Genomic DNA, 14,864 nt, shown 5'->3' with positions numbered 1-14,864 from the left:
CCTCTCACTGGGCTCTCCCACCCGCCCGCACCTCGCCGGGCGTGCGGGCCGGCGAGCCATGCCCGCACGCCCCTGTGCCTCTCCTTGGAAGGACACCCATGCGACACAGACCACCCTCGCGCCGCCGCAGACGTGCGCTCCTCGCCTCCCTCGCCGCGACCGGACTCCTCGGCAGCCTGGCCCTGACGAACGGCTTCGCGGCGGAACCGGAGGCGGATGCCTCCGGGAAGGCACCGGACGTCCGGCTCCTCGACACCCTCACGGTGCCCGCCGGGACGACGGAGTTCGGCATGCCGTTCGGCGGCTTGTCCGGCATCGACTACGACCAGAAGTCCGGCGAGTACGTCGCCGTCAGCGACGACCGCTCGGAGAACGGCAAGGCTCGCTTCTACACCCTCCGACTGCCGCTCGACGGGGCGGCTTTCGCCCACGACAAGCCCGACCTCGACACCCTGAACGTGCTCGCCGACACCACCGGCGAACCCTTCGCCCCCAAGGCCGTCGACCCCGAGGCGATCCGCTGGACGCCCGGCGGCGAGAGCCTGCTGTGGACCAGCGAGGGCGCCTCCTCCGCCGGGCAGCCCGCCTTCGTCCGTGAGGCGGCCGCCTCCGGCGGGTACGTCCGCGAACTGCCGCTGCCCCAGGCGTACGCTCCCGTCCGCTCGGCCTCGGGCACCCTCACCGCCGGGGTGCGCAACAACCAGGCGCTGGAAGGGCTCACCCTCTCCCCGGACGGGCGCACGGTGGCCACCATCACCGAGAACGCCCTCGTCCAGGACGGCCCCGCGGCCGGGCTGACGGTCAAGAGCCCGTCCCGCCTGCTGCTGATGGACCGCCGGACGGGGAAGCCGGAGGCCGAGCACGTCTACGAGGTCGACCCGATCTCCGACGCGCCCACCGCGCCGCTGCCCGCCCCCGTCGGCACGTACTCGGCGGACCGGGGAGTCTCCGAGATCCTCGCGGTCAACGAGACCGACCACCTCACCGTCGAACGGTCCTTCGCCTCCGGTGTCGGCTTCTCCATCCGCCTCTACTGGACCAGCATCATCGGCGCGACGGACGTAGGCGGAAAGGAAGCCCTGTCCGGCACCGAGAAGCCCATGCCGAAGAAGCTCCTGTACGACTTCACCACCTCCGGCACCGACGCCGACAACGTCGAGGGCATCACCTGGGGACCGAGGCTGCCCGACGGATCCCGCTCGCTCGTCCTCGTCGCCGACGACAACTTCGGCTTCAACGGCAGCGTCACCAAGTTCCATCTGCTGGCGGTTCGTTCAGGGCTGCTGGCCCACCGCACACCGGACGTCGACGGTGACGGTGCCGTCGACGCCAGGGACCTGGCGGCCGTCCCGACCGCCGGCCCGGCCGGAGACCTCGACGGCAACGGCCGTACGGACTCGGCCGACGTGAAGCTCTGGATCTCGTACACCCGCGCCTTCCCCACGGCGCAGAAGCAGCCGTCCACCGTCGACGTCCAACTGCTGTCCTTCAACGACTTCCACGGCAACCTGGAGCCGCCCACCGGACGCGACGCCAACCTCGGCTCCAAGCTCGACCCGAAATCCACCCCGGTCGGCGGCGCGGAACACCTCGCGGCCCGGCTGGGCCAGCTGAGACAGGGCACCGACACCTCGCTGACCGTCGCCGCCGGCGACATCATCGGCGCCAGTCCCTTCCTGTCCGGCCTCTTCCACGACGAACCCACCGTCGAATCCATGGAGAAGCTGCACCTGGACGTCACCAGCGTCGGCAACCACGAGTTCGACGAGGGCACCGAGGAACTGCTGCGCATGCAGCACGGGGGCTGCCACCCCGAGGACGGCTGCTTCATCAAGGACGAGCCGTACGACGGCGCCGAGTTCCCCTGGCTGGCCGCCAACGTCATCGACCGCGTCTCCGGCAAGCCCCTGCTGGCGCCCACCTGGGTGAAGAAGGCGGACGGGGTGAAGGTCGGCTTCATCGGCATGACCCTGGAGGGCACGCCCGAGGTCACCGGCCAGTCCGGCATCACGTCCGTACGCTTCCTCGACGAGGTCCAGACCGCCAACGCCTCCGCCCGCGAACTGCGCCGGCAAGGCGTGGAGGCGATCGTCGTGCTGCTGCACGAGGGCGGCGTGCAGGCCGGATCGTACGGACAGTGCGACGGCATCTCCGGGCCGATCGTCGACATCGCCCAGCACCTCGACCCGGCGATCGACACCGTGGTGACCGGCCACACCCACCAGCCGTACATCTGCTCCCTGCCCGACCCGGCCGGCCATCCCCGCCTGGTCACCTCGGCGTCGTCGTTCGGCCGGGTGGTCACCGAGACCCGGCTGCCGGTCGACCGCCGTACCGGGGACGTCGTACGGGACCAGGTCGCCGCGATGAACCACCTCGTCACCCGCACCGGCGCCAAGGACGCCGACCAGAGCGCCGTCATCGACAAGTGGAAGGCCCTGTCTGCCCCGCTGGCCAACCGGGTCGTCGGCAGCGTGACCGCAGACATCACCCGCTCCGAGACCCGCGACGCCGAATCCGACCTGGCCAACCTCGTCGCCGACGCCCAACTCGCCGCGACCTCGGCACCGGAACGCGGCGGGGCCCGGATCGCCCTGATGAACCCGGGCGGGGTACGGGCGGACCTGGTGCAGGCGTCGTCGACGGGAGGGGAGGCCCCCGGCGAGATCACCTACGCGGAGGCCTTCGCCGTACAGCCCTTCGCCGGGTCGCTGGTCTCCTTGAAACTGACGGGGGCGCAGATCGAGAAGATCCTGGAGGAGCAGTTCAACGACTCCGGCACCCGGGCCCCCACTCTCATGCTCGGCGTCTCCAAGGGCCTGACGTACTCCTTCTCACGCGGCGCCCCGGTCGGCGACCGCATCGACCCGGCGTCGATCAGGCTCGACGGCGACCCGCTGAATCCGGACGCCACCTACCGGGTGACCGCGAACACCTTCCTCGCCGCGGGCGGCGACGGATTCACCACCTTCGCCGAGGGCACCGGAACCGTCGGCGGCGGGGACGACATCGCGGCGCTCACCGACTACCTCACCGCCCACAGTCCGGTCGCCCCGCCCGGCACCGACCGTGTGAACGAGCTGCCCTGACAACGGGCCCGGTCGGAGACGTCCAGCGGCTCGGCGGGGCGATTCCGTTACGCTGACAGTTCGTCCAATGATTGGGGTCGTCATGTCGGAGCAGTCGACGCCGGGCCCGCTGGGCACGGCGATGCGCGCGGTGACGTTTCCGGACGGGTCTCGGGGAATCATCCTGGTCAGGGCCGGTACGCCACAGGCCGAAGCGGAAGTGATGGCGGCACAGGTGTGGCGGGAGACGCCCGACAAGTAGCCGCTCGTACAGGGGGATCCTGCCCGGCATCCGGGCGGGATCCTTCCCGCCGTTCTCGGAACTCGCTGCCCTGGCAGATGCTCGCGCAGGTCGCACAGGCCACGTCGGACGACCGGCTGCTCGGGCTGGCCGGCTCCTGCCACCCGCGGACCCTGCGTCAGATGCGCTGGACCAACACCATGATCAAGGAACTCTCGCCGCAGCTGCTCGCCAGTGCGTGAGGGCGGGAGTCAGGACCCGGCGCCGGAGCCGCCGGTGTCGTCCGCGTCATCGCGGTCGCCCTCGGCCTGGGACGGCGTCGGGTGGTCCGGAGCCGGGCCGTCGGCCGTGTTCCGGGTGTCGGTCTCCTCGGGTTCGCCTTCTGCCTGGGAGGGTGTGTGGTCGTTCATGAGCGTGCCTCCTGGGGGACGGGGCTCACGTCGTCGGACCGGTCGTCGGTCTGCTGGAAGGCCGTCGTGACCTGTCGCAGGCGCAGCCGTTCCAGCGTGTCCAGCTGGCGTTGGGCGCGGGCGAGCAAATCATCGAGGTGCCCGGGGTCGAGACGGTCGTCGGCGTCGGCGAGTGTGCGCAGGGTCCGCCAGCCGGCCGCCTTCCCCTCCACGCCCAGGCGCAGCAGCTCCACCTCCAGCATCGGGGTGAGCGGAGAACGGCGGACGAGTCGGCCGTTGGTCTTGAGCCGGCCCGCCCTCTCGGCCAGTCGGCCCGCGACGACCTTGTAGCGGCGTACGGGGATGTCGAGCCCTCGCATGATCTTCAGCAGGTCCGCCCGGTCCTCGGCGATCTCGTCGCGGATCGGCCGTACCGCGTGGGCGAGCTCGGGGTCCCGCTCGGACTCGGCGTCGGCCAGCATCCGGGCCCGGTCCACGCCGAGGGTGGCTGCGGCGAGGTGATCGTTGAGGTAGATGCCGAGCAGGTCCGTGTCGGTCGGGTTCGGGCGGTCGTCCATCAGGGCTCTCCCTTCGTGATCGGCTGCGCCTCGGGCGACATCGGCGCGGTGCCGAGTACCCCGAGGAAGCCGGGCACACGCCGGTGCACATGCGGACCCGGACGGAAAGCGTGGCCCTCGCCTCATCGGGCACGCGGTGGGGGAAAGCGCGGCGCGGCGCGAGAGGGAGGAAGCCGCTCGTGCCCGTCGTGGGCGCACCGACGAAAGGGAAACCTTGCAGTCCGAGCACGAAGACTCCGCACCGCAGGTCGTCTCCGAACCCGCTCCGCCCTACGACTCCGACAAGCAGAAGTGGCCCGGCCTGGAAGCCGACATGCGTACCGCGCCGAGCTACCGGGCGAGCCGCTATCGGGCCAGCGGAAAGCTGGAGGGGAAGGTCGCGCTGGTCACCGGTGGTGATTCCGGCATCGGACGGGCGGTCGCGCTGCTGTACTGACCTGCCGTGCGAAGTCCTGAAGCGTGCGCGGGAGGGCGTGCCTGCCGCTCCCTATGGGCGTAACGTCCTCTTATGGGCGAGGTCGGGTACGTCCGGCACGGGTATGCCGTGCCCCGAGCGGAGCAGCGGGGCGCCCGCGGCCGTCCGGGAAGGTCCCCTGCGACGCCGGAGGTGCCTCGTGACCAGCAGGGGTGACCCGGCCGCCGATACGCAGGAACTGGATGCCGTGTTCGCGGAGACGGTCCGCCGAACCGGCGCGTCCATCGGCGCCCTCTACCTGCTCGCACCGGACGAGCAGCTGCTGTGGCTGGACGTGCTGTGCGGGGCGCCGGCCGAGTTCGCCGCACCGTGGGCGAGGGTGTCGACGGCAGCCCCGGCACCGGTGGCGGAGGCGGTCCGTGAGGACCGGGTGGTGTGGGTGGGCAGCCAGGAGGAGATGGCCCGCTCCTATCCGCGCACCGCGATGGTGCTGCCCTACCCGTTGGCGTTGGTGGCCGCACCGGTCACCGGCGCCCGGCGCTGGGGCGTCCTGCTGCTGATGTGGCCTGCCACCCGTCCGCCGTACATGACCGGACGGGAGCGGGGACACATCGCCTCCCGTTGCCGACGCCTGGCCCGGCTGCTGCAGGAAGCCGACGAACACGGCGGGACCCCGGCCCGTGGCGCCCTGCCTCGTGTCGTCCCCACCGGTACCGGCCACCGGTCCGCGAGCCCGGCGACGGCCGCCGCCGACTTCGTGGAGCGCCTGCCCGGCGGCAGCTGCGCCCTGGACCTGGAGGGGCACTTCACCTACCTCAGCTCCGGCGCCTGCCGGCTGCTGGGCAGCGAAGCCGGTCAGCTGCTGGGCACCCTGCCGTGGCAGTCCCTGCGCTGGCTCGACGATCCCGCCTACGAGGACCGCTACCGTGCCGCGGTGATCAGCCGCGAAGCCGTTTCGTTCACCGCGTGCCGCCCGCCGGACCAGTGGCTGGAGTTCCACCTCTACCCGGACGCCAGCGGCATCAGCATCCGCATCGTCCCCAGCGGTGCCCAGCCCCCGCCCGTACCGGCGCCCCGCTGGTCCACGCACACCGTCACACCGACCCGCGCCGGCCGGCTCTACCAGCTCACCCACCTGGCCGCCGGACTGACCGAGGTCGTCGGTGTGCAGGACGTCGTCGACCTGGTCGCCGACCAGATCATGCCCGCCTTCGGCGCCCAGGGTCTGGTCCTGTCCACCGCCGACGGCGGCCGGCTGCGCATCAACGGCCACCGGGGCTATGCCCCCCACACCATCGAACGCCTCGACGCCCTGCCCCTCGACACCGACTTCACCCCGGCCGGGCACGCCCTGGCCAGCGGCATCCCCGCGTTCTTCTCCGACCCGGAGGAGATGCGCCGCATCTACCCCGAAGCCCCGCTGATCAGCGGCAAGCAGGCCTGGGCCTTCCTGCCGCTGATCATCTCCGGCCGGCCCGTCGGCATCTGCATCCTGTCCTACGACAGCCCCCACGAGTTCCCTGCCGAGGAACGCGCCGTCCTGACGTCGCTCGCCGGGCTCGTCGCCCAGGCCCTGGACCGCGCCCGCCTGTACGACACCAAGCACGAGCTCGCCCACGGCCTCCAGCAGGCACTGCTCCCGCGCACCCTGCCCCGGATCAGCGGCCTGCGGGTCGCCGCCCGCTACCTGCCCGCGACCCGTGGCATGGACATCGGCGGAGACTTCTACGACCTGATCCGGCTGGGCGACACGGCAGCCGCGGCCGTCATCGGCGACGTTCAGGGCCACAACGTCGCCGCCGCCGCCCTGATGGGCCAGGTCCGCACCGGTGTCCACGCCCACGCGACCCTCGGCACGGCTCCCGACCAGGTCCTGGCCAGGACCAACCGGCTCCTGACCGATCTCGGCCCCGACCTGTTCACCAGCTGCCTCTACGTCCACCTCGACTTCGCCCGCCGGCGCGCGACCCTGGCCTCCGCCGGCCATCCGCCGCCGCTCCTGCGGCTGCCCGACGGCGACACCCGGCCCGTCGACGTCACGCCGGGTCCGCTCCTGGGGATCGACCCCGACGCGGTCTTCCCCCTGACCGAGATCCCGCTCACCCCGGGCGGGCTGCTCGTCCTCTACACCGACGGCCTCGTCGAGACGCCGACCGTCGACCTCGACGACTCCATCGCCCACCTCGCCCACCACCTCGCCCACGCCGACGACCGGGACCTGGACCTGCTCATCGACGAGCTGCTGCGGAAGGCCAGCGCGACCGAGCAGCGCACCGACGACGTCGCACTCCTGGTGCTGCAGCACGGAACGGGCCGGTGACAGCCGAGATGACTCGGCGGTGCCGGGTACCCGGTCCGCTGCGGAGCCGGACACGAGGCGTCCGGCTCGGGCAGATCCGAGGAGGTACGGGATGCGGTGGCGAAATCATGTGGTGGTGGTGACCGGAGCGTCCGGCGGGATCGGACAGGCCACGGCCGAGGCGTTCGCGCGCAAGGGATGCGCCGTGGTGCTGGCCGCACGCCGTGAGGAGGCGTTGGAGGCGACCGCGCAGGAGTGCGCGAAGCACCGGGGGGCGCGGACGCTGGTCGTGCCGACCGACACGACGGACGTCAAGGCGGTCGAGGATCTGGCGCGGCGTGCCGTGGAGGAGTTCGGGCGGATCGACGTCTGGGTCAACAACGCGGCCGTCAACGCCTTCGGCCGTTTCGAGGACGTGCCCCTGGAGGACTTCCGCAGGGTCCTGGACGTCAACGTGATGGGCTACGTGCACGGGGCCCGAGCGGCTCTGCGGGTGATGCGGGAGCAGGGGACGGGCACGCTGATCAACATCTCGTCCATCGTGGGTGCCGTCGCGCAGCCGTACAGCCACCCGTACAGCATGTCGAAGCACGCCGTCCAAGGGCTCGGATCGAGCCTTCGGCAGCAGCTGCGGGTGGAGGGGGTGAAGGGCATTCACGTGTGCACGGTCATGCCCGCGACCATCGACACCCCGCACTTCGAGCAGGCGGCGAACTTCACCGGGCGCAAGGTGGTCGCCATGCCCCCGGTCTACAGCCCGGAACGGGTCGCCCGAGCCGTCGTGGACCAGGTCCGGCACCCGCACCGTGAAGTGGTGGTCGGCCCCGCGGGCCGGGCTCTGGTACGTCAGTCCCGGCTGGCACCGGGACTGGCGGAGCGGGCGATGGCACGGCAGACGGACAAGACCCATCTGTCCCGCGAAGAAGCCCCGGCGACACACGGAGCGCTGCACGTACCGGCTCCCGGCGAGGGAGCAGTGCACGGCGGCTGGGGCGGGCGCCGGCGCACCGCGCTGCGCAGGACGGCCGTCGCCGCCGCGGTGGCGGGAGCGGCCGTGACCGCCGGCCGTCGGGTTCTGACCCATTCGGGAACCTGACAAGAAGCCGGCCTGAGCGGTTCGCAACGCAGGTACGCCGTACAGCGGCAAGCTGTACGGCGTACCTGCGCGCGGGCCGCCCGCCGGGCAGCCGTAGTCCTCAGCCGCCCTGCTCCCGCACGGTCGCGTCGAGGGCGGCCGCCACCGCGTCGGGATCGCCGGACGCCGACGGGTCGGCGTCCAGGCGTTCCCTGAGATCCCGGCCGGACACCACGGGCATCGCGCCGCGACAGCGCTCCGAGTCCAGGTCCGGCGCCGGGACCACCTCGGCCCGGCCGCGGAGCAGTACCAGCACGGCGTCGTCCTCACGGTTCAGCAACTCGCGGACATGCTCGCCGGTGATCATCGGATGGCCTCCTCCTGGATCAGACCGCCGTCCTCGCGGCCAGGTGAGCGGGCGCCGGTACACGGACCGCCTCCATGACGAATCCGCTGCGAACACGGGCCGGCAGGCGGGTCAGCGGGATCCGCAGGTCCTGGTCGGGCACGTCGTACTCCAGCCGGGCAAGCCGTGGGCCGAGAGCCGTCAGCAGCGCGATCGTGACGTCCTCACCGGGGCAGCGGTGACCGGTGGACCGGTCGCCACCGCCCTGCGGAACGAGCTCGTCCCGCTGGGGCGGCCGCTCCAGGAAGCGCCGCGGGGCGAAGGCGTACGGATCGGTCCAGAGGTCGGGGTCGTGGTTCTGGCCGTAGAGGTCGAGCAGGACCAGCGTGCCGGACGGGATCGGTTCCCCCCGCCATTCCAGATCGGTGACGGCCCGGCCGCCGAGGAAGGGGGCGAAGGGGTAGAAGCGCCGCAGCTCGTGGGCGAAGGCCACGGCGTACGAGGGGTCGCCCTCGCGCAGCTCTTCCCGGATCTCGGGCCTGCTGTGCAGTGCGTGACCGGCGTACGCGACGAACCAGCACACCGCGACGGTCGGTCGGATGACGTTGAGCAGTTCGACCGCGGCGGTGTGCGGGTCGAGGAACTGCCCGTCGGCGTCCCGGTGCAGGGCCACCACGTCCAGCGCCGATCCGGCCGGCGCGGTGACGGTCCCCTTCCGTACGTCGTCGACCAGGCCTCCCAGCCACGCCTCACTGCGGGCCCGCGCGTGGCGGGCCCGCCAGTGGCGCGGTCCGGGCGTGGCGAAACCGTCGACCATGGCGACCAGATCCCGGGCCAGGAGGTCGGCGTCGGCGAGGGGGATGCCGGACCACCGGCAGACGCCTCGGGTGAGGATGCGGCTCGCCTCGTCGAACAGGACGACCGACGGACGGTCGGACCACGAGCGCACGGCCTCGTCCCACACGTCGGTGACGTCGCCGACCAGGCCGGCGACCGCTTCCGGACCGGTGAGCAGGGAGAGGAACATCTCCTTGCGTACCCGGTGGGGCTGTCCGTCCAGGGTGTGCACGGCTCCGTGACCGAACAGTGTGCTCAGCACCGGACCGGGAAGCGCCGTCCGGCGCTCCACATGCCGCTCGTCGTAGAAGAACCGCACTCCTTCCGGCCCGTGCAGCGCCACGGCGTGCCGGCCCATCAGCCGGGTCCGCACGACAGGGCCCGCGGCACGGCGCCGGCGATCGGGAAGCCAGGCGTACCCCTTGGCGAGGAGGGCGAGTGAGCTGTCGGCGATCGGGGGGCGACGACTCTGATTCATGGCTCGACGAGTGCCCGGCGGCCCCGGCCGGAAACGCGGCCCGATCGCCACCGGCCGCCGCACTCACGGCCGGGGATCGATGCGCTGCCACCTCGGTCGTGCGTCAGCGCCACGGCGTCCGGCGACGGAGGCACAGCGCGGACACTGGCGTCGTACCCGGTCCGCGGCTCCGCCGGACTCCGGGAAGGTGTCCAGCCAGACGACGTGCGGGAAGCGGACCAGTTGCGAGCGGCTGAGTGACAGCCCGCACACGGTCTGGTTCATGCCCGGCTCCCAGGCGTGGACCTCACCCGCGGGCAGCCGGCGCCGGCCCTCCTCCTCGTCGGTCCACTGTCCCGAGGCGGCTACGGCGTACTGCTTGACGCGTCCCATGGCGTGCGCGGGTACCCGGCGGCCCGATCCGTGAATCGTCGTGCCGCGTTCGAACCGGTCAGAGGCGGTGGCGGTGCTCGAGGTGGGCGAGTACCGCCTGGACCCGGCGGTGACCGCTGCCGGCGGTGGCCAGGCCGAGCTTGGCGAAGATGCGCCCGATGTGTTTGTGGACGGCGTTGTCCGTGACGGCCAGCCGGTCGGCGATGGCGGTGTTGTCGTGCCCTTCGGCCATGAGGGCGAGGACCTGGTGTTCGCGCGGGGTGAGGCGGGACAGGGGGTCGTCGTCATGGCGGAGAAGGAGTTGGGCGATGACCTCGGGGTCCATCGCGGTGCCGCCGGCGGCGACGCGGCGCAGCCCGTCGGTGAACTCCGCGACCCGGCTCACCCTGTCTTTCAGCAGGTAGCCGATGCCCCCCTGGCCGTCGGAAAGCAACTCCCGGGCGTACTCCCGCTCGACGTACTGCGACAGCACGAGAACCGGCAGGCCCGCGTGGAGACGGCGTGCCCGCAGAGCGGCGTGAATCCCCTCGTCCTTGAACGAGGGCGGCAGCCGTACGTCGACGATCGTCACGTCGGGCCGGTGCTCGGCGACAGCGGCCAGGAAGGCGGGGCCGTCGCGGGTGACCGCGGCGACCTCGAAGCCCTTGGCCGCCAGAAGCAGCTCCAGACCGCTGGACAGCAGCACGTTGTCCTCGGCGATCACGACCCGCACGGCACCTCCACGGCGATCCTCGTCGGGCCGCCCGGAGGGCTGGTGATCCGGACGGTGCCGTCGAGGGCCAGCACGCGGCGGCGGATCCCGGCGATGCCGGTGCCCAGCGTCTCGTCCGCGCCGCCGATCCCGTCGTCGCCGACCTCGATCGACAGCCGGGCGCCCGTACGCCGGACGTGTACCTCGGCGCGTGTGGCGCGGCCGTGTTTGGCGGTGTTGGTCAGCGCCTCGGCGACCACGAAGTAGGCCACCGACTCCGCCGCGGCCGGGACCGCGTCCAGCGTGCCGACGTGCAGCCGGGTCGGCACGACGGAGTCGGCGGCCAGCGCCGCCAGCGCTCCGCCCAGGCCGCGGTCGGCCAGGATCGGCGGATAGGTGGTGCGGACCACGGTCCGCAGTTCCGTCATGGCCTCCTCGATGCCTTCGTGCGCCTCCCGGAGCAGCCTGGTCACGCTCTCGGGAGCGTCGGTGAGCGACTCGCGGGTCACTCCGAGCCGCACCGCGACCGCCACCAGCCGGGCCTGTACGCCGTCGTGCAGGTCACGCTCGATCCTGCGCAGCTCGGCGGCGTGGGCGTCCAGGGCTCCCGCCCGCGTCCGGGTCAGTACCTCCACCCGCCGCGCAAGTCTTTCGGTGGCCGACGGCAACAGCAGCGCCAGGCAGATTTGGGCATGCGCACGCGCCAGCAGCGGGCCGCCCCACCAGGCCGCCGCTGCGAGGACGACGGCCTGCAACGGTGCCGCGGTCAGCGCGCGCGCCCAGTCGGTCACCGGCACGTCGCCGATCAGATGCGGCCCCGAACCGGCGGGAAACACCCACCACAGCGTCATGGCCACCAACGCCGTGAACAGGTTGCCCACGCACAACAGGACGGCCAGACCGAAGGGCAGCCCCGTGGCCACGTGCGCCACCGGCCACAGCATGCCTCGGCGCGCGCCGGAATCGTCGCGCATCCGACGCCACCAGGCGCGGGGGCCCCCGGGCGGTGCCGCCGGCCGAGCCGGAACCGCGACGCCGAGCAGCCTCCTGGCCCGCCGCCGGTGCCAGTCCCCCCAGGCGTGCGCCGGAGCCGGCAGCACCAGCAGCGGCAACGCGACGAGGGTGACCAGGGCGGTCGGCAGACAACCGAGCAGGTAGCCCGTGCCGCGCAACGGCTGTGCCCAGCGTCCCGGCACGCCCGCCCCCTTCCACCCGCCGACCGAGTACTCAGTATCAGGGCACAGCGTCGGCGAGGCAGTACAGCTACCTGTACCTTCAGCCGGCAGTCGGCTGCATTCTCCGGGCGCCGAGGCGGACCTAGCGTCACGGCCATGACGAAGAAGACCCGACTGGGCACCCTGGCACGCCGGTTGGCCGCACCCGGCGCCGCCCTGGCCCTGGCGGCCTCGGGCACCGCCGCGCTCGCCACGAACGCCCCCGCCTCGGACCTCGCCGACTACCACCGGCAACAGGTCCGTTGGGCGGACTGCCGGCAGGGACCGGACGACGAACCGGGCACCGGCCTGGACCGGGCCGGTGCCCGGTGTGCCCAGGTCACCGTGCCACTGGACTACAGCCGGCCGAAGGGCCCGACGATCAAGATCGCCGTGTCGCGGCTGCCGGCGACCGATCCGGCCCGCCGGATCGGCACCATCGTGCTCAACCACGGCGGCCCCGGCGAGCCGACCCTCGGCATGCCGTTGGAGACCCGCGCGCACCTGGGCAAGGCCGGCGCACGCTACGACCTGATCGGGCTGGATCCGCGCTTCGTGGGGCGCAGCACCCCCCTGGACTGCGGATGGCCCGCCGGCCTCTGGATACGCTCGGCCGGATCCGACCGGGCGGGATTCGACCGGCAGATCGCCTTCCAGAAGGACCTCGCCGAACGCTGCGAGCGCCGGCACGGCGATGTGCTGCCGCACGTCAACACCCGTAACACCGCCCGGGACATGGACATCGTCCGCACTGTGCTGGGCGAGCGCCGGATCTCCTACCTCGGCTACTCCTACGGCGCCTATCTCGGTGCCGTCTACGCCCAGATGTTCCCCGGCCGCACCGACCGGATGGTCCTCGACAGCGCCGGTGATCCACGCCGGTGGGGCCCCAGGCCGCTGGTCGGCACGGAACCCCCCTCGGAACGGGCCCTGCGCGCCTGGGCGTCCTGGACCGCGGCACGGCACCACGACTACGGCCTGGGCCGGACTCCGCGCGCCGTGCTCGCCACCGTGGACCGGATCGTCCAGGCGTCCTCGACGCGTCCGCTGCGCGTCGGCTCCTACACGGTCGACGAGCACGTGATCCCGTACCTCGTGTACGGCGGCGTCGGCAGCGACCAGGACCAGGCGCGCGCCGGGTTCGCGTCCACCATGCGCGTGCTGGACGAGGCGACGAGCGGGGCCACCGTCACCCCGAACCCCGAACTGGAAGGGGTCTTGCGCTTCACCCTGGACGGCGCGACCTCGCACCTCGTCAGTCCGGCGGCGGCGATCATGTGCGGTGACGGCGCCGCCCCACGCGACCCGGAGGTCTACTGGAACGACATCCAGGACAGCCGGACCCGCCACCCCCTGTTCGGGCCGATCACCCACAACATCGCCCCGTGCGCCTTCTGGCCCGAACCGCCACGGGAGCAACCGGCCAGGATCGCCAACCGGGCCGCGGCACTGATCGTCTCCGCCACCGGTGACACCGCCACCACCTACCGGGGCGCCCGGGCCCTGCACCGGCAGATGACCGGCTCCCGCCTGCTCACCCTGCGCGGCGCCATCGCCCACGGCATCTACGGCGCCTACGGCAACGACTGCGTCGACCTGAAGGTGAACGCCTACCTGGAGTCCGGAACGCTCCCCACCAAGGGCCTGACGTGCCGGAAGCCGTGACCGGAAGCTGTGAAGGGAGGCCGTGACCGGAAGCCGCGAGCGGTCCGGGCGTCCCGTTCACGCGGCGCCCGGACCGCTCCCGGCCCCAACTGCGCCCCGGAACCGGGCTTGCCGCCCTGCCCCGGGTCTGGCACGATCACTGCGCCCGTCACTCACCACTCCCGGTGGCGGCCGTCAAGGAGGTCCGGTGTACAGGCGCTGGCTGTTCCTCTCGGCTGCCGCGGTGCTCATAGTCGCCTCCCTGGTCGTGGTGCTCCTCCCCGAGGGCGAGGCCGACACCAGGCACGCCGCGCCCACGCCGGTCGCCGGCACCTCGGCGAACGCCCCGACCGCGACGGGGTCTCCGCGCCCCTCCGGCAGTGCGACCACCGCGTCGGCGAAGCCCTCGGCCAAGGCCACCTCACGGACGCCGTCCGCCGACGCGACCACCGCGTCGGCGAAGCCGTCGCCCACGGACGCCCCGCAAGCGGCGTCCGCCGGCGCACCGTTGGCGGGACGCATACGGCCCGGCGTCACCTACGAAGGCGTCGCCACCTTCTACGACTCCGACGGCGGAGGCGCCTGCCTGTACGACCCGAGCGACGACGTCATGACCGGCGCGATGAACTCCACCGACTACGAGTCGGCGAAGGCCTGCGGCGCGTACGTGTCGGTCCGCGCGGCCGACGGGACCTCCATCACCGTCCGCATCACCAACGAATGCCCGGGGGAGTGCGCTCCGGGGCAGATCGACCTCAGTGCGGAGGCCTTCGCCAAGCTCGCCGACCCCACGCTCGGCCGGATCGCGATCACGTGGAAGCTGGTGAGCCCCGCGAGCTCAGGCACGATGTCGGTCCGGTACAAGACGGGGTCCACGCGCTACTGGTGCGGCATCCAGGCCATAGGGCACCGGAATCCGGTGGCCCGTCTGGAGGTTCGCGCCGGCAGCGGCTGGCGTCAGCTCTCCCGTACCGACTACAACTACTTCATCTCCGAAGACGGCACCGGGTGCGGCGGCGCGATCAGGGTCACCGACATCTTCGGAGAACGGCTCACGGTCGACGGGCTCGCGATCCGTCCGGACGTCGTACAGCCCACGAGGGTCCAGTTCGCCGGCCACTGACCCCGCCGCCCGGTCGTGCCGCACATCTGCTTCTTGACGGCACGGATGAAGTGACTGCTGTCGGCGGACCGTCAGTGGGCATCGTGTTCCGACC

15 protein-coding genes are annotated in these 14,864 nt (G+C 72.3%); 8 read left to right on the top strand and 7 right to left on the bottom strand.

Annotated elements, in window-relative coordinates:
• Positions 1-98 precede the first annotated feature (98 nt).
• The 3 genes from KUM49_RS40785 (at position 99) to KUM49_RS40775 (ending at position 3,551) form a co-directional block, all read left to right on the top strand.
• Positions 99-3,089 carry an esterase-like activity of phytase family protein gene (locus tag KUM49_RS40785; RefSeq protein ID WP_217241986.1) on the top strand — a complete coding sequence of 997 codons (2,991 nt, stop codon included), beginning with the start codon at positions 99-101 and terminating at the stop codon, positions 3,087-3,089.
• A 67-nt stretch (positions 3,090-3,156) separates the two neighbouring features.
• The gene (locus KUM49_RS40780) at positions 3,157-3,330 is read left to right on the top strand and encodes a hypothetical protein (protein WP_217242163.1); all 174 of its coding nucleotides are present in this window, start codon (positions 3,157-3,159) and stop codon (positions 3,328-3,330) included.
• Between the two features lie 77 nt (positions 3,331-3,407).
• Positions 3,408-3,551 carry a hypothetical protein gene (locus tag KUM49_RS40775; protein WP_217242162.1) on the top strand — a complete coding sequence of 48 codons (144 nt, stop codon included), beginning with the start codon at positions 3,408-3,410 and terminating at the stop codon, positions 3,549-3,551.
• Between the two features lie 9 nt (positions 3,552-3,560).
• Here KUM49_RS40775 and KUM49_RS40770 read toward each other — a convergent pair whose 3' ends face one another.
• A complete protein-coding gene (locus tag KUM49_RS40770; RefSeq protein ID WP_217241985.1) occupies positions 3,561-3,719 on the bottom strand; it encodes a hypothetical protein in 159 nt (52 codons plus the stop codon).
• Positions 3,716-4,276, bottom strand: coding sequence for a hypothetical protein (locus tag KUM49_RS40765; RefSeq protein ID WP_217241984.1), 561 nt, complete (start codon positions 4,274-4,276; stop codon positions 3,716-3,718). Before KUM49_RS40765 ends, KUM49_RS40770 begins: the two co-directional genes overlap by 4 nt.
• A 214-nt stretch (positions 4,277-4,490) precedes the next feature.
• Here KUM49_RS40765 and KUM49_RS40760 point away from each other — a divergent pair, with 214 nt between their 5' ends.
• The 3 genes from KUM49_RS40760 (at position 4,491) to KUM49_RS40750 (ending at position 8,086) form a co-directional block, all read left to right on the top strand.
• Positions 4,491-4,712, top strand: a complete 222-nt coding sequence (locus tag KUM49_RS40760) for a hypothetical protein (RefSeq protein ID WP_374200266.1) — start codon at positions 4,491-4,493, stop codon at positions 4,710-4,712.
• Positions 4,713-4,890: 178 nt separating this feature from the next.
• Entirely contained in the window at positions 4,891-7,011 is a 2,121-nt protein-coding gene (locus KUM49_RS40755; protein WP_308406980.1) for a SpoIIE family protein phosphatase, read from the top strand.
• A 91-nt stretch (positions 7,012-7,102) separates the two neighbouring features.
• Positions 7,103-8,086, top strand: a complete 984-nt coding sequence (locus KUM49_RS40750; RefSeq protein WP_217241982.1) for an SDR family oxidoreductase — start codon at positions 7,103-7,105, stop codon at positions 8,084-8,086.
• 100 nt (positions 8,087-8,186) lie between these two features.
• Here KUM49_RS40750 and KUM49_RS40745 read toward each other — a convergent pair whose 3' ends face one another.
• The 5 genes from KUM49_RS40745 to KUM49_RS40725 form a co-directional block, all read right to left on the bottom strand.
• Positions 8,187-8,432: a hypothetical protein gene (locus tag KUM49_RS40745; protein WP_217241981.1), complete on the bottom strand. Its 246-nt coding sequence runs from the start codon at positions 8,430-8,432 to the stop codon at positions 8,187-8,189.
• A gap of 19 nt (positions 8,433-8,451) precedes the next feature.
• Positions 8,452-9,726, bottom strand: a complete 1,275-nt coding sequence (locus tag KUM49_RS40740) for a cytochrome P450 (protein WP_217241980.1) — start codon at positions 9,724-9,726, stop codon at positions 8,452-8,454.
• Positions 9,727-9,789: 63 nt separating this feature from the next.
• Positions 9,790-10,098, bottom strand: coding sequence for a hypothetical protein (locus KUM49_RS40735; RefSeq protein ID WP_217241979.1), 309 nt, complete (start codon positions 10,096-10,098; stop codon positions 9,790-9,792).
• Positions 10,099-10,156: 58 nt separating this feature from the next.
• Positions 10,157-10,810: a response regulator transcription factor gene (locus tag KUM49_RS40730; protein ID WP_217241978.1), complete on the bottom strand. Its 654-nt coding sequence runs from the start codon at positions 10,808-10,810 to the stop codon at positions 10,157-10,159.
• Positions 10,798-11,985 (bottom strand): histidine kinase, encoded by a 1,188-nt coding sequence (locus tag KUM49_RS40725; protein WP_308406979.1) that lies wholly within the window; start codon positions 11,983-11,985, stop codon positions 10,798-10,800. The genes KUM49_RS40730 and KUM49_RS40725 overlap by 13 nt, the downstream gene beginning before the upstream one ends.
• Before the next feature lie 135 nt (positions 11,986-12,120).
• Here KUM49_RS40725 and KUM49_RS40720 point away from each other — a divergent pair, with 135 nt between their 5' ends.
• Complete coding sequence (locus tag KUM49_RS40720) at positions 12,121-13,668, top strand: alpha/beta hydrolase (RefSeq protein ID WP_217241977.1); 1,548 nt, start codon at positions 12,121-12,123, stop codon at positions 13,666-13,668.
• A 187-nt stretch (positions 13,669-13,855) separates the two neighbouring features.
• Positions 13,856-14,770: an expansin EXLX1 family cellulose-binding protein gene (locus KUM49_RS40715; RefSeq protein WP_217241976.1), complete on the top strand. Its 915-nt coding sequence runs from the start codon at positions 13,856-13,858 to the stop codon at positions 14,768-14,770.
• Positions 14,771-14,864 lie beyond the last annotated feature (94 nt).

It is taken from the genome of Streptomyces sp. AC555_RSS877, assembly GCF_019049245.1.
GTDB lineage: Bacteria > Actinomycetota > Actinomycetes > Streptomycetales > Streptomycetaceae > Streptomyces.
The sequence above is the reverse complement of the archived record's forward strand: the minus strand, read 5'-3'. Positions and strand labels throughout refer to the sequence as shown.

Excerpts from the sequence above, each read along its gene's own strand:
- KUM49_RS40775 (WP_217242162.1), top strand. The coding sequence starts at position 3,408 with ATGCTCGCGCAGGTCGCACAGGCCACGTCGGACGACCGGCTGCTCGGG.
- KUM49_RS40750 (WP_217241982.1), top strand. The coding sequence starts at position 7,103 with ATGCGGTGGCGAAATCATGTGGTGGTGGTGACCGGAGCGTCCGGCGGG.
- KUM49_RS40780 (WP_217242163.1), top strand. The coding sequence starts at position 3,157 with ATGATTGGGGTCGTCATGTCGGAGCAGTCGACGCCGGGCCCGCTGGGC.
- KUM49_RS40785 (WP_217241986.1), top strand. The coding sequence starts at position 99 with ATGCGACACAGACCACCCTCGCGCCGCCGCAGACGTGCGCTCCTCGCC.
- KUM49_RS40745 (WP_217241981.1), bottom strand. The coding sequence starts at position 8,432 with ATGATCACCGGCGAGCATGTCCGCGAGTTGCTGAACCGTGAGGACGAC.
- KUM49_RS40740 (WP_217241980.1), bottom strand. The coding sequence starts at position 9,726 with ATGAATCAGAGTCGTCGCCCCCCGATCGCCGACAGCTCACTCGCCCTC.
- KUM49_RS40720 (WP_217241977.1), top strand. The coding sequence starts at position 12,121 with ATGACGAAGAAGACCCGACTGGGCACCCTGGCACGCCGGTTGGCCGCA.
- KUM49_RS40765 (WP_217241984.1), bottom strand. The coding sequence starts at position 4,276 with ATGGACGACCGCCCGAACCCGACCGACACGGACCTGCTCGGCATCTAC.
- KUM49_RS40735 (WP_217241979.1), bottom strand. The coding sequence starts at position 10,098 with ATGGGACGCGTCAAGCAGTACGCCGTAGCCGCCTCGGGACAGTGGACC.
- KUM49_RS40770 (WP_217241985.1), bottom strand. The coding sequence starts at position 3,719 with ATGAACGACCACACACCCTCCCAGGCAGAAGGCGAACCCGAGGAGACC.